The organism is Enterobacter sp. Cy-643, from assembly GCF_011752815.1.
Classification (GTDB): Bacteria; Pseudomonadota; Gammaproteobacteria; order Enterobacterales; family Enterobacteriaceae; genus Cedecea.
Map to the genome: position 1 here is coordinate 53,487 of NZ_VWWV01000002.1, position 13,750 is coordinate 67,236.

Consider the following 13,750-nt stretch of genomic DNA (forward strand, 5'->3'; position numbering starts at 1 on the left):
ACATGAAATGACTGGCAAAGCGCGGAGGTTGCCCCAGTCTGTTAAATGATTTTCATTCACAAAATTAACACAGCCGTAGTTTTTGTTACAGCGCCGCCCCGATTTCCTGCTGACATTTCCTCGCCCTCTCTTTAGGATAGCCTTTACTTTCGCCGCTTTAGCCAGCTTCATTGCGGCGTGCGGGTAATACCCCTGTTGAAGGTTATGGAGAAAACATGCGCACCATTGGGCGATTTATTAGCGGCTTTTTTAAGTGGACCTGGCGTCTGCTTAATTTTATTCGGGAATTTATTCTCAACTTGTTCCTTATCCTGCTGATCCTGGTCGGAGTCGGCATCTGGATGCAGGTAAAAAGCACGCCTGCAGAACCCGCGCGCGGGGCGCTGCTGCTGGATATCACCGGCGTGGTAGTGGACAAACCTTCGGTCAGCAATAAGCTGGGCGTGATTGGCCGCCAGCTGGTGGGCGCCAGCTCTGACCGCCTGCAGGAAAACTCCCTGTTTGATATCGTCGACGCCATTCGCCAGGCGAAAGATGACCGCAACATCACCGGCATCGTGCTGGATCTGAAAGATTTCGCCGGGGCTGACCAGCCTTCGATGCAGTACATCGGTAAAGCCCTGCGCGAGTTCCGCGACGGCGGCAAACCGGTTTATGCCATGGGCGACAGCTACAACCAGAGTCAGTACTACCTGGCAAGCTTTGCCAATAAAATCTGGCTCTCGCCGCAGGGCATGGTGGACCTGCACGGGTTTGCCACCAACGCGCTGTATTACAAAACCCTGCTGGATAAGCTGAAGGTTTCAACGCACGTCTTCCGCGTCGGTACCTATAAATCAGCGGTTGAGCCGTATATCCGCGACGATATGTCCCCTGCCGCGCGCGATGCGGACAGCCGCTGGATTGGCGAGTTGTGGCAAAATTACCTGAACACCATCGCGGCAAACCGCCAGATCACCGCTCAGCAGGCTTTCCCCGGCGCTCAGGCGCTGCTGGATAACCTGCAAAAACTGGGTGGCGATACCGCTAAATATGCGCTGGACAACAAGCTGGTGGACGAGCTGGCGAGCAGTGCTGTTGTAGACAAAGCGCTGGTGAAGCAGTTCGGCTGGAGCAAAGCCAACAAAGACTTTAGCTACACCAGTATTTACGACTACACCGTGAAAAAACCGTCTGAGCAAGGTGACGCCATCGCGGTGATCTTCGCCAACGGCGCGATCATGGACGGAGAAGAAACCCCAGGCCAGGTCGGCGGCGACACCACGGCCATGCAGATCCGCGAAGCGCGTCTGGATCCGAAGGTGAAAGCCATCGTCTTCCGCGTGAACAGCCCTGGCGGGAGCGTCACTGCGTCCGAAACCATCCGTGAAGAGCTTGTCGCTGCACGTGACGCCGGGAAGCCAGTTGTGGTTTCAATGGGCGGCATGGCGGCATCCGGCGGGTACTGGATATCCACCCCGGCGAACTACATCATTGCCAACCCAAGCACCCTGACCGGCTCGATTGGTATTTTCGGCGTCATTAACACCGTAGAAAACACCCTCGATGCGATTGGCGTGCATACCGACGGTGTGTCAACGTCTCCGCTGGCCGACGTGGCCGTAACCAAGAAGCTGCCGCCTGAAGTTCAGCAAATGATGCAGCTCAGCATCGACAATGGCTACAAGCGCTTTATTGGCCTGGTGGCCGCTTCTCGTAAGAAAACGCCGGAGCAAATCGATCAGATTGCTCAGGGCCACGTCTGGACCGGGGAAGACGCCAAAGCCAACGGCCTAGTGGACAGCCTGGGTGATTTTGACGATGCCGTCGCCAAAGCAGCGGAACTGGCTAAGCTGAAAAGCTGGCACCTGGCATTCTGGCAGGATGACGCCACCTTCACCGACATGGTCTTTAACGCCATGACCGGCTCGGTGCGCGCCGCGCTGCCGCAGGCTATTCAGGCTTATCTGCCAGCCCCGCTGGCCGATGCCGCGCTGGCGGTTAAAGCCCAGAACGATAAGTTCGGTACCATGAACGATCCGCAAAACCGTTACGCCTTCTGCCTCACCTGCGGCGATGTGCGTTAATTTACTCAAATGAATCAAAGCCCGGTTAAACCGGGCTTTTTTTTTCCGTCATCCTCTCTATACTCTGCCGCAAATATCGAAAGCCTCGAGCAAAACTATGCCAAAGAAATCTATCTACGTTGCCTACACCGGCGGTACCATCGGGATGCAGCGTTCTGAACACGGCTACATTCCCGTTTCCGGCCACCTCCAGCGCCAGCTGGCGCTGATGCCTGAATTCCACCGCCCTGAAATGCCGGACTTCACGATCCACGAATACGAGCCGCTGATGGACTCCTCGGACATGACGCCCGAAGACTGGCAGCACATTGCCGACGACATCAAAGCCCACTACGACGAGTATGACGGCTTCGTGATCCTGCACGGCACGGACACCATGGCGTTTACCGCCTCGGCGCTCTCGTTCATGCTGGAAAACCTCAGCAAGCCGGTGATCGTCACGGGTTCACAGATCCCGCTGGCGGAGCTGCGTTCTGACGGGCAAATCAACCTGCTCAATTCGCTGTACGTGGCGGCCAACTACCCGATCAACGAAGTGACGCTGTTCTTCAACAATCGTCTCTATCGCGGGAACCGCACCACCAAGGCCCATGCCGACGGCTTTGATGCCTTTGCCTCCCCTAACCTTGCGCCGCTGCTGGAAGCCGGGATCCACATCCGTAAGCTGAACACGCCGCCGGCTCCGCACGGTGAAGGCGAACTGATTGTTCACCCGATCACGCCGCAGCCGATTGGCGTGGTCACCATCTATCCAGGCATTTCTGCCGACGTCGTGGGCAACTTCCTGCGCCAGCCGGTGAAGGCGCTGATCCTGCGTTCTTACGGCGTAGGAAATGCCCCGCAGCAGGGCGCGTTCATTAAAGAGTTGCAGGAAGCCAGCGCGCGCGGCATCGTGGTGGTTAACCTCACGCAGTGTATGTCCGGCAAAGTGAACATGGGCGGCTATGCGACCGGCAACGCGCTGGCGCAGGCAGGCGTAATCAGCGGCTTTGATATGACGGTGGAAGCGACGTTAACCAAGCTTCACTATCTGCTAAGCCAGGGCCTGGATGCCCAGGCGATCCGTGATGCCATGTCGCAAAACCTGCGTGGTGAACTCACCCCCGACGAATAAGGAACGCCAATGGCGCACCGTGCTTTGCTGTTGATTGATTTGCAGAACGATTTTTGTGCCGGCGGCACGCTCGCCGTTACGGACGGTGACAGCACCGTTGAGGTCGCTAACCAGCTTATCGAGCTGTTCAACGCCCGAAGTGAAAGCGTGATCGCAACTCAAGACTGGCACCCGGCAAAGCATGGGAGTTTCGCCAGTACGCAAGGCACTGAACCGTTTTCTGAGGGCGTTCTCGACGGTCTGGCGCAAACCTGGTGGCCCGATCACTGCATTCAGAACAGCGAAGGGGCGAAACTTCACCCACTGCTGAAGGCTTCCGGTGTCGATAAGATAGTCTATAAAGGCCAAAATCCGGCTATCGACAGCTACAGCGCGTTTTTCGATAACGGCCACCGGCAGCAAACCGAGCTGGATGCCTGGCTGCGCGAGCACGATATTCGCAGCCTGGTGGTGTTGGGGCTGGCAACGGATTTCTGCGTGAAATTTACCGTGCTGGACGCGCTGGAGCTGGGTTATGAAGTGACCGTTATCACCGATGGCTGTCGCGGCGTGAACCTGCGGCCTCAGAGTAGCCTGGAAGCATTCCAGGAGATGGCGGTTGAAGGCGCAACGTTGATGACTTTCGCCGATTTTACCTGCCAATAATTGTAGGGGCGGCCCCCGCCCCGCACTTTTGTATCGATTCCGCTCACACTCTACGCTTTTTTTGCTCGCCCTAGCCTGGGAGCGCTCTCATAATCATATTCAGTGAATTTATTCAGCACGTTAGCTGATTTCGCTTTCCGCCGTTTTCGTCTGTTAAGCGTGGCCGGGGAGCTTTTATGTTGTGCCCGTCAAAGAGGAATCATTATGTCATTCACACGTAAAATGTTACCGCTGGTGGCCGCGGTGACGCTCGCCTGCAGCGGCGTTGCACAGGCTGAATCTTTGCTTTCTGTGGGTTACTTCAACGGCGGCGGCGACGTCACTGCCGGTCCCGGGGGGGATATCAATAAGCTCGATGTTCGCCAGATTACCCACCTCAATTACTCCTTTGGCCTGATTTATAACGACGAGAAAGGCGAAACCAACGACGCGCTGAAAGACGCGTCAAAGCTGCATCAAATCTATCTTTCCCCGAAGGTTATCTCCGATCTTGAAACTCTGCCGGCCCTGCGGAAACAGAATCCACAGCTGAAAATCCTGCTGTCCGTTGGCGGCTGGGGTGCTCGTGGTTTTTCTGCCGCGGCAGCAACGCCTGAAAATCGCGCGGTGTTTATCCGCTCCGTGCAGGAAGTGATGGACAAATACGGCCTGGACGGGATCGACCTCGATTGGGAGTTCCCGGTAAACGGCGCGTGGGGTCTGGTGGATAAGCTGGAAGCTGACCGCGATAATTTCACCGCCCTGCTAAAAGAGCTGCGTAAAGCCGTGGGCGATAAAAAGCTGGTTACCATTGCCGTCGGGGCCAATGCCGAAAGCCCGAAAAGCTGGGTTGATGTAAAAGCCATTGCGCCGGTGCTGAACTACATCAACCTGATGACCTACGACATGGCGTACGGCACGCAGTACTTCAACTCGAATCTCTATGATTCGAAAAAATGGCCGACCGTGGCCGAAGCTGACAAGTACAGCGCTGATTTCGTGGTAAATAACTATCTCGCAGCCGGGCTGAAACCAGCGCAGATGAACCTGGGCATTGGCTTCTATGGCCGGGTACCTAAGCGCGCCGTAGAGCCTGGCATTGACTGGTCAAAACCTGATGCGCAGAAGAATCCGGTAACACAGCCCTACTTCGGCGAGCGCGAGCTGGCGCTGTTTAAAACCGCGCTGGGCGTGGATCTGACGAAAGACACTTACGTCAAATACAACGACCTGGTGAAGAAAATGCTGAACGATCCGCAGAAGCGATTTACCGAAGAGTGGGATGACGACGCGAAGGTACCTTACCTGACGCTGAAGTCTGCTGAAGGTAAACCGCTGTTCGCCATTTCCTACGAGAATCCGCGTTCGGTGAAAATCAAAGCCGAGTACATCAAAGAGAAGGGACTGGGCGGCGCGATGTTCTGGGAATACGGCGCAGATGACAACAACCAGCTGGCGAAGCAGCTCGCCGAGTCGCTGGGCATCGATCACGCTAAATAGCGGTTAACGCAGAAAAACGAAGGGAGGCTATTTCGCCTCCCTTTTTTATTGCAGCTTCATCGTCACAAACGGCGCCGGCTCGATGCCGAACTCCGCTTTCAGCTGCTGCTTGCTCTTCATCACCATCTGGCCATTGGTGTCGATAGTCATGTGCTGCGCCTCCGTGTTGTGGCGCGCCTGCCACAGCATCACCAACTGGAGGCTGTTGTCTTTTTGCTCCTGGGTCAGCGCCACGCCATCAGGCCACTTTCCCAGTTCGACCGCGGTCGCCAGGCGCTGATAAATTTCCGGCGTCATCACGCTTAACATCTCATCCAGATTGCTCATTGGGCACCCCGTCGCAGAATAATTAGCTGAATCGATTCTTCAACCCTCAACCTGCTCACCATTTTGCCCGTCGGTGAAGCTCAGCGAGGCCGAGTTAACGCAATACCGCTCCCCGGTCGGCTGCGGGCCATCCGGGAACACATGGCCCAGGTGCGCGTCGCAGCTGCCGCAGCGGATCTCAACGCGTTCCATGCCGTGGGAATTATCGGTCAGATAGCGGATGGCATCGGGGCTGACAGGCTCGTAGAAGCTTGGCCAGCCGCAGCCTGAGTCGTATTTTGTTTCCGAAAGAAACAGCGGGGCCTCACACACCAGGCAGTGATAAATCCCGTCACGCTTATTATGCAGTAAACGCCCTGAATACGGCGGTTCAGTGCCGTGCTTCTGGGTCACGTAGTATTGCATTTCGCTGAGGTTTTTCTTATTTGAATCAGGGGGTAATTGATTAGACATAGGTGTACGTCTCGGTCAGTTCAATTGGGACAGCTCACGGCGCCATTCTAACAAAAAATTAACAACGCCGTGCTGCTTTTTGTTCTAAACTTAGCCCTGAAATTCTGGCACGGCACAAAGCGTGACGTGAATCACATTATTGTTGGGACTGGCGTTTAAAATCCCCCGCATCGTCCCCATTTGGATTCAAGCCCAAAAGGAAGCGTGAGGCGTTCAGTCGTACAAACCCTGGTCACAGGATTGATTTGTCGCAATGATTGACACGATTCCGCTTGACGCTGCGTAAGGTTTTTGTAATTTTACAGCCAACCTTTTATTCACTAAAAAATAGCTGGTGGAATACTATGACTATCAAAGTAGGTATCAACGGTTTTGGTCGTATCGGCCGTATCGTTTTCCGTGCTGCTCAGGAACGTTCTGACATCGAAATCGTTGCAATCAACGACCTGTTAGACGCTGACTATATGGCTTACATGCTGAAGTACGACTCAACTCACGGTCGTTTCAACGGTACTGTAGAAGTTAAAGACGGCAACCTGGTTGTTAACGGTAAAACTATCCGTGTTACCGCAGAACGTGACCCGGCTAACCTGAAGTGGAACGAAGTGAACGTTGACGTTGTTGCTGAAGCAACGGGTCTGTTCCTGACTGACGAAACCGCTCGTAAGCACATCACTGCTGGCGCGAAAAAAGTTGTTCTGACTGGTCCTTCCAAAGACAACACTCCAATGTTCGTTCGCGGTGCTAACTTCGAAAAATACGCAGGCCAGGACATCGTTTCCAACGCATCCTGCACCACCAACTGCCTGGCACCGCTGGCTAAAGTTATCAACGACAACTTCGGTATCGTTGAAGGCCTGATGACCACCGTTCACGCAACCACCGCAACTCAGAAAACTGTTGATGGCCCGTCCCACAAAGACTGGCGCGGCGGCCGCGGCGCAGCTCAGAACATCATCCCTTCTTCTACCGGTGCTGCTAAAGCTGTAGGCGTTGTACTGCCAGAGCTGAAAGGCAAACTGACTGGTATGGCGTTCCGCGTTCCTACCCCTAACGTGTCCGTTGTTGACCTGACCGTTCGTCTGGAAAAAGCTGCTTCTTACGAAGAAATTAAGAAAGCAATCAAAGCTGCTTCCGAAGGCGCAATGAAAGGCGTTCTGGGCTACACCGAAGATGACGTAGTTTCTACCGACTTCAACGGCGAAGTACTGACTTCCGTGTTCGATGCTAAAGCTGGTATCGCACTGAACGACAACTTTGTGAAACTGGTTTCCTGGTACGACAACGAAACTGGCTACTCCAACAAAGTACTGGATCTGATCGCTCACATCTCCAAATAAGTTGAGATGAGAACCTGATCCTAAAGGGCGACTTCGGTCGCTCTTTTTTTTGCCTCAAATCACCAGGACTAAGGAAAAAAGAAATGATTAATAAAATTTTTGCACTTCCGGTCGTCGAACAAATTACCCCTGCCCTTACCCGCCGCGTCAACGATGAGCTGGACATCATCGTCGTTGATCACCCGCAGGTGCGGGCATCTTTCGCGCTTCAGGGCGCACATCTGCTCTCCTGGCAGCCCGCAGGCGAAGATGAAGTGCTCTGGCTGAGCGACATCACCCCGTTCCATAGAGGCAAAGCGCTGCGCGGCGGCGTGCCGATTTGCTGGCCATGGTTTGGCCCGGCGGAACAGTCAGGCCTGCCGGCGCACGGTTTTGCCCGCAACCAGCCGTGGACGCTGAGCGCGCACAATGAAGACGCCAACGGCGTGGTGCTAACCTTTGAGCTGCATAACAATGCCGAGACGCTGAAACTGTGGCCGCATGAATTCACGCTGTATGCCCGCTTCAAGCTAGGCAAAACCTGTGAAATCGAGCTGGAAGCGCACGGTGAGTTCGAAACCACCTCTGCCCTGCACACCTACTTCAACGTCGGCGACATCGCGGATGTAAAAGTCAGCGGTCTGGGTAAGCCGTATATCGACAAAGTGCTGAACGAAGCAGCGGGTCAACTGGCGGACGGCGTACAAACCTTCCCTGACCGCACCGATCGTCTCTATCTGGAGCCGGAAGAGTGCAGCGTTATTCATGATGCCAGCCAGCTGAAGCGCACCCTGAACGTGGTTCATCATCATCATTTCAACGTGGTGGGCTGGAACCCTGGCCCGGCGCTGTCCGTTTCGATGGGCGATATGCCGGACGACGGCTACAAGACCTTCGTCTGCGTGGAAACCGCCTGTGCGTCGAAAAAACAGAAAGCCAGCGCGGAGAAACCTACCCGTCTGAGCCAGACCATCAGCGTGGCGAAGAAAGGCTAAGCGATTTTCACCCGCTTAGGGCAAAGGCCGCCAACCTCTGCCCCATTAAAAAGCAAACGGGGCGCAAGCGCCCCGTTTTAGTGCACTGATTGCACCCATTAGAAGCTGTAGTTCACGCCCGTCAGCAGCACACCGGTCCAGTTGCTGTCGACCATTGGGCTGTCGGTCACTTCTTTGGACAAACGCATATAGCGGCCCATACCGAACACGTTCCAGTCCGCGTTCAGCTTGTAGTTAACGGACAGCTCAACGTACGGTGACCAGCTGTTACCCGCGTCGTACTCGTTCAGGCCGCTGCGGTTAGACTCCTTGCCGCTCACGCCATAGTAGTAGTCGTTTTGATTCTTGCTGTCCCACACGACACCAATCCCCGGCGTGACCGTCAGGCTATCCGCGTTGTAGCGGTACAGCCAGGCGGTATCCCAGGTGATGCCGTTGCTGTTGTTCAGGATATCCCCGGCCAGCACGGTACGCAGGAAGCCATAGTCGGTGTTATGCACCCAGGACAGGCCCGCCATCACGGTAGAATGGCGGTAGTCCAGCGCGCGCATGCTGTCGTAGTTGCTGTCTTTCGGCCTGAAATGCAGCGGCGAATAATAGGCGGTGACGGACAGCTTATCGGCCTGGTCATTCCACAAGTAGTAACCCGCGTTAAACCCGCGGAAGTAGAAATTGTCACCTTCATAGCCCAGCAGAGGCGCCGGATAGACGCGGTTCTGGTCACCTTTGTAAGGGTTTGGCGAAACCAGCGCCCCCGCACCGACAGACCATGGGCCCTCTGCGTGCGCAGCGGTAACGGAAGAGGCTAACAGTACGCCTAATGCGAGAATTTTGAATTTGGTCACAATCCTTTCAGTCCTTTAATCAAATAATCAGCGCAGGAAGTGTAACCGCCCTTGGCTCCCATCCCAAATAATTTACTTAGTCACAACCTTCAACCAACTTTTTAGCTTCCCGCAATCAGATGACGGCGGCTTTTCAGCTTTATGTCAGCCAGATGAAAGCAAACACTGTCGCTTATCTCAAATACGAAATTTTTAGGATGAGTTATTGATATGTCATTGAAATCTACAGTACCAACCACCGCCCTATCCATGAACGATGTAGAGCAGCTACTGAGAGATACTGCGAGCATTGCTGCAAGTAGAACTTTCTTTAATATTTTTAGTCCTTTTTATTCTTAATCCCTTGATTATCCATCAATAAAAATCATCAAACCAATTAGTTATTTTTATCGTAATGATGGTTTAATCTGATTCGTTGAGAGTGGTTGGATGAGAAATTGAAATGGGCAGTATTGTCTATTAAGCTAATGGCGGTTAGGTGGCATTTTCCCCACCACGCATACAGCGACGGACAGACCAAAAAAGGGATAATATGAGCTATAACACTCTAATTCTTAATAAGATCGAAGCAGAAAAATACTTAGCAAGTATTCTTGAGAAAAGCCTTATTGGTGTTAAGAAAGAAGCATTTAAACAAGCACAACTCATTAATAGTGGTTTTACTCGAATGACATGGTACTCATCATGTTTTTTTGATAACTATCTAGACGTTTGCTCAAGGCTCAAGAAAGAAGATGTTAGATTTGGAAAGGCAATTTTCACACTAATAAAGCACAATGATATTATTAGAGAGATGCTTGAAATATATATTAACTATATGTTTGAAAATCTCTCAGATCAACGGATTCGTAATATCACTCGAATCCTGGCTATGTCTGGTACGTTCGTTACATCTTCAGCATTAACACGGCTGTCAATCGCTTACTCTGTGTCTGCCCTGGCTGCTACAAGCATCGGGATAAAGGTATCAGTTGAGGGAGCTTTAACGTCATGGACTACCAGGGGAGTTGCTATTATGGGAGCTTATGGCTATGTGCAACTTGCGTCTCAGGCCGCCGAAAGGCTGCGGTATAAGCATTCACGCTATTACAATGATCTTTATAGTCGTGATATTGAAATGTTATACTTCATTATTGAACAGGTTATTAATAGGATTGATATTTTCAGCCAGTACCAGAAGACCGATCAGGATATAGCTTCTGATATTATTAGGATTACACGATGAAAAAATTTTTTAACGTATTTTGGAATGATTTACATAGGTTAATTTTTAGAATCTATTTACCTATTGGTATTTCAGTACTTTTTTTCATTGTTGCGGCAAATTATTGGGAAGATTATGCTCATATAACAACGATTATTTTCCTAATAGTTTCTTTTATTGTCAGCGATCGTATCTTTAAGAAGAAGCGTTGATTCACTCCATACCTTAAACAAACCTACCCATCAATTGAGCGTGAGGCTGGTGAATGGCTGTATGATTGAGGTTGCTTGAATCGCCACGGATACGAGCCGTTGATAATACTGGTTTTCATATTCTGTCGGTAGCATCTGATTGCTCGAACCATGCCGACGCTTACGGTTATAAAACATTTCGATGTAATCAAAAATATCGCTGCGGGCTTCTTCCCGCGTTCCGTAAATCTTTTTCTTTATCCGCTCGCGTTTCAGTAACTGGAAAAAGCTTTCTGCAACCGCGTTATCGTGACAGTTACCGCGACGGCGCATACTCCCTTCCAGGCCGTGTGATTTCAGGAGCGACTGCCACTCATGGCTTGTGTACTGACTGCCCTGGTCCGAGTGAACCAGCACCGGTCTTTTCGCATTACGCCGCCATACTGTAAGCATCCCGTCAGTCTCAGATCTACCTGGTGGTGGTGAGAATGCGGTTGCTTAAACCAGGCGTAAAAGCCACTGGGATGAACATCCAGCACTCTGTAGAGCAGGCGAACAGGCCAGCAACGGGAGTTGTCACGAATAAAGGCGTACCCCAGTCGGACAGCTTATCGGCCTGGTCATTCCACAAGGAGTAACCCGCGTTAAACCCGCGCCCCCGCACCGACAGACCATGGGCCCTCTGCGTGCGCAGCGGTATCGGAAGAAGCTAACAGTACACCTAATGCGAGAATTTTGAATTTGGTCACAATCCTTTCAGTCCTTTAATCAAATAATCAGCGCAGGAAGTGTAACCACCCCTGGCTCCCATCCCAAATAATTAACTTAGTCACAACCTTCAACCAACTTTTTAGCTTCCCGCATTCAGATGACGGCGGATTTTCAGCTTTATGTCAGCCAGATGAAAGCAAACACTGTCGCTTATCTCAAATACGAAATTTTTAGGATGAGTTATTGATATGTCATTGAAATTGAGCGTTGGCCTTATGCAAGTTTTGCAAATGCCATCTACGCTTTATTTTAGGAAGGTGAAACGCTGAGACGGCGGCGTGAGCGCCCGGTATCAACCTGGCACAAAGGTTGCTGTTCATTTAGCAGACGTCTTCCGGGGAGCCTCTATTACACATACCAACGGCTCTTTAACCTGTGCTAAAAACGAAAGGACGGCATGCCATGAATATATTCGATCACTATCGCCAGCGTTATGAAGCTGCCAAGGACGAAGAGTTCACACTGCAGGAATTTCTTGCTATCTGTAAACAAGATCGCAGTGCCTACGCGAATGCGGCAGAACGGCTATTGACGGCCATTGGTGAGCCAGTGATGGTAGACACTGCCACAGAGCCACGGCTGTCCCGTCTCTTTTCAAACCGGGTGGTTGCCCGTTACCCGGCGTTTGAAGAGTTTTATGGCATGGAAGAGGCTATCGAACAGATCGTGGCCTACCTGAAACACGCGGCTCAGGGGCTGGAAGAGAAGAAACAAATTCTCTATCTGCTGGGGCCGGTGGGCGGCGGTAAATCTTCCCTGGCCGAGCGCCTGAAAGCCTTGATGCAGCGCGTGCCTATTTATGTGCTGAGCGCCAACGGCGAACGTAGCCCGGTCAACGACCACCCGCTGTGCCTGTTTAACCCGCAGGAAGACGCCTCCATTCTGGAAAAAGAATATGGCATCCCTAACCGCTACCTCGGCACCATCATGTCGCCGTGGGCAGCCAAACGGCTGAGCGAATTTGGCGGCGACATCACCAAATTCCGCGTGGTGAAAGTCTGGCCGTCCATTCTGGCCCAGATTGCGATTGCCAAAACCGAACCCGGCGATGAGAACAACCAGGATATCTCCGCGCTGGTCGGTAAAGTGGATATCCGCAAACTGGAACACCACGCGCAAAACGACCCGGATGCTTACGGCTACTCCGGTGCGCTGTGCCGGGCCAACCAGGGCATCATGGAATTTGTGGAGATGTTTAAAGCGCCTATCAAGGTGCTTCACCCGCTGCTGACCGCCACTCAGGAAGGCAACTACAACGGCACGGAAGGCATCTCTGCCCTGCCGTTCAACGGCATTATTCTTGCGCACTCGAACGAATCCGAGTGGGTCACCTTCCGCAATAACAAAAACAACGAGGCCTTCCTTGACCGCGTGTACATCGTCAAGGTGCCTTACTGCCTGCGCATCTCGGAAGAGATCAAAATCTACGAGAAACTGCTCAACCACAGCGAACTGTCCCACGCGCCTTGCGCCCCGGGCACCCTGGAAACGCTTTCTCGCTTCTCTATCCTGTCGCGCCTGAAAGAGCCGGAAAACTCCAGCATCTATTCGAAAATGCGCGTCTATGACGGGGAAAGTCTGAAAGACACCGATCCGAAAGCCAAGTCCTACCAGGAATACCGGGACTACGCCGGGGTCGATGAAGGCATGAACGGGCTCTCGACGCGCTTCGCCTTTAAAATCCTCTCGCGCGTGTTCAACTTTGACCACGTCGAAGTGGCGGCGAACCCGGTTCACCTGTTCTATGTGCTGGAACAGCAAATCGAGCGGGAGCAGTTCCCGCAGGATCAGGCTGAGAAATACCTGGAATACCTGAAAGGCTACCTGATTCCGAAATATGCGGAATTTATCGGCAAGGAGATCCAGACCGCCTATCTCGAGTCTTACTCAGAGTACGGGCAGAACATTTTTGACCGCTATGTCACCTACGCTGATTTCTGGATTCAGGATCAGGAGTACCGCGACCCGGATACCGGCCAGCTGTTTGACCGCGAATCCCTGAACGCGGAGCTGGAGAAAATTGAAAAACCGGCCGGGATCAGCAACCCGAAAGATTTCCGCAATGAAATCGTCAACTTCGTGCTGCGTGCCCGGGCCAATAATAACGGTCGTAACCCAAACTGGACCAGCTACGAGAAGCTGCGCACGGTTATCGAGAAGAAAATGTTCTCGAACACCGAAGAGCTGCTGCCCGTTATCTCGTTCAACGCCAAAACCTCCACCGACGAGCAGAAGAAACACGATGATTTTGTCGATCGGATGATGGAGAAAGGCTACACCCGCAAGCAGGTTCGCCTGCTGTGTGAATGGTATCTGCGGGTCCGTAAGTCTTCTTAAGGGA

General features: G+C 52.6%; 11 protein-coding genes and 1 pseudogene. 8 read left to right on the forward strand and 4 right to left on the reverse strand.

From position 1 onward, the window contains the following. Positions 1-215 precede the first annotated feature (215 nt). The 4 genes from sppA (at position 216) to chiD (ending at position 5,304) form a co-directional block, all read left to right on the forward strand. Entirely contained in the window at positions 216-2,066 is a 1,851-nt protein-coding gene (gene sppA / locus F3J29_RS08530; protein WP_166865183.1) for a signal peptide peptidase SppA, read from the forward strand. Positions 2,067-2,163: 97 nt separating this feature from the next. Beyond that, on the forward strand, positions 2,164-3,180 hold the full coding sequence (gene ansA, locus F3J29_RS08535; protein ID WP_166865186.1) for an asparaginase: 1,017 nt from the start codon (positions 2,164-2,166) through the stop codon (positions 3,178-3,180). Between the two features lie 9 nt (positions 3,181-3,189). Further along, on the forward strand, positions 3,190-3,825 hold the full coding sequence (pncA, locus tag F3J29_RS08540) for a bifunctional nicotinamidase/pyrazinamidase (protein WP_166865189.1): 636 nt from the start codon (positions 3,190-3,192) through the stop codon (positions 3,823-3,825). 204 nt (positions 3,826-4,029) lie between these two features. Beyond that, positions 4,030-5,304 carry a chitinase ChiD gene (gene chiD / locus F3J29_RS08545; protein ID WP_166865192.1) on the forward strand — a complete coding sequence of 425 codons (1,275 nt, stop codon included), beginning with the start codon at positions 4,030-4,032 and terminating at the stop codon, positions 5,302-5,304. Positions 5,305-5,349: 45 nt separating this feature from the next. On the opposite strand, the gene F3J29_RS08550 is transcribed toward chiD, so the two are convergent. Next, on the reverse strand, positions 5,350-5,631 hold the full coding sequence (locus tag F3J29_RS08550; RefSeq protein ID WP_008456664.1) for a YeaC family protein: 282 nt from the start codon (positions 5,629-5,631) through the stop codon (positions 5,350-5,352). 39 nt (positions 5,632-5,670) lie between these two features. Further along, on the reverse strand, positions 5,671-6,084 hold the full coding sequence (msrB, locus tag F3J29_RS08555) for a peptide-methionine (R)-S-oxide reductase MsrB (RefSeq protein ID WP_008456665.1): 414 nt from the start codon (positions 6,082-6,084) through the stop codon (positions 5,671-5,673). A 344-nt stretch (positions 6,085-6,428) separates the two neighbouring features. On the opposite strand from msrB, the gene gapA reads away from it, so the two are divergent. Next, entirely contained in the window at positions 6,429-7,424 is a 996-nt protein-coding gene (gene gapA, locus F3J29_RS08560; RefSeq protein WP_008456666.1) for a glyceraldehyde-3-phosphate dehydrogenase, read from the forward strand. Between the two features lie 83 nt (positions 7,425-7,507). After that, positions 7,508-8,398 (forward strand): D-hexose-6-phosphate mutarotase, encoded by an 891-nt coding sequence (locus F3J29_RS08565; protein WP_166865195.1) that lies wholly within the window; start codon positions 7,508-7,510, stop codon positions 8,396-8,398. Positions 8,399-8,496: 98 nt separating this feature from the next. Here F3J29_RS08565 and F3J29_RS08570 read toward each other — a convergent pair whose 3' ends face one another. Next, positions 8,497-9,243, reverse strand: coding sequence for a MipA/OmpV family protein (locus F3J29_RS08570; RefSeq protein ID WP_166865198.1), 747 nt, complete (start codon positions 9,241-9,243; stop codon positions 8,497-8,499). Between the two features lie 532 nt (positions 9,244-9,775). Here F3J29_RS08570 and F3J29_RS08575 point away from each other — a divergent pair. After that, a complete protein-coding gene (locus F3J29_RS08575; RefSeq protein ID WP_166865201.1) occupies positions 9,776-10,468 on the forward strand; it encodes a hypothetical protein in 693 nt (230 codons plus the stop codon). A 221-nt stretch (positions 10,469-10,689) separates the two neighbouring features. Here F3J29_RS08575 and F3J29_RS08580 read toward each other — a convergent pair. Then, positions 10,690-11,091: pseudogene (locus tag F3J29_RS08580) on the reverse strand (IS3 family transposase); the annotation flags it as partial. Positions 11,092-11,811: 720 nt separating this feature from the next. Between F3J29_RS08580 and yeaG the strand changes: the two are divergent. Continuing rightward, positions 11,812-13,746, forward strand: coding sequence for a protein kinase YeaG (gene yeaG, locus F3J29_RS08585; protein ID WP_008456669.1), 1,935 nt, complete (start codon positions 11,812-11,814; stop codon positions 13,744-13,746). Positions 13,747-13,750 lie beyond the last annotated feature (4 nt).

Excerpts from the sequence above, each read along its gene's own strand:
- sppA (WP_166865183.1), top strand. The coding sequence starts at position 216 with ATGCGCACCATTGGGCGATTTATTAGCGGCTTTTTTAAGTGGACCTGG.
- ansA (WP_166865186.1), top strand. The coding sequence starts at position 2,164 with ATGCCAAAGAAATCTATCTACGTTGCCTACACCGGCGGTACCATCGGG.
- pncA (WP_166865189.1), top strand. The coding sequence starts at position 3,190 with ATGGCGCACCGTGCTTTGCTGTTGATTGATTTGCAGAACGATTTTTGT.
- chiD (WP_166865192.1), top strand. The coding sequence starts at position 4,030 with ATGTCATTCACACGTAAAATGTTACCGCTGGTGGCCGCGGTGACGCTC.
- F3J29_RS08550 (WP_008456664.1), bottom strand. The coding sequence starts at position 5,631 with ATGAGCAATCTGGATGAGATGTTAAGCGTGATGACGCCGGAAATTTAT.
- msrB (WP_008456665.1), bottom strand. The coding sequence starts at position 6,084 with ATGTCTAATCAATTACCCCCTGATTCAAATAAGAAAAACCTCAGCGAA.
- gapA (WP_008456666.1), top strand. The coding sequence starts at position 6,429 with ATGACTATCAAAGTAGGTATCAACGGTTTTGGTCGTATCGGCCGTATC.
- F3J29_RS08565 (WP_166865195.1), top strand. The coding sequence starts at position 7,508 with ATGATTAATAAAATTTTTGCACTTCCGGTCGTCGAACAAATTACCCCT.
- F3J29_RS08575 (WP_166865201.1), top strand. The coding sequence starts at position 9,776 with ATGAGCTATAACACTCTAATTCTTAATAAGATCGAAGCAGAAAAATAC.
- yeaG (WP_008456669.1), top strand. The coding sequence starts at position 11,812 with ATGAATATATTCGATCACTATCGCCAGCGTTATGAAGCTGCCAAGGAC.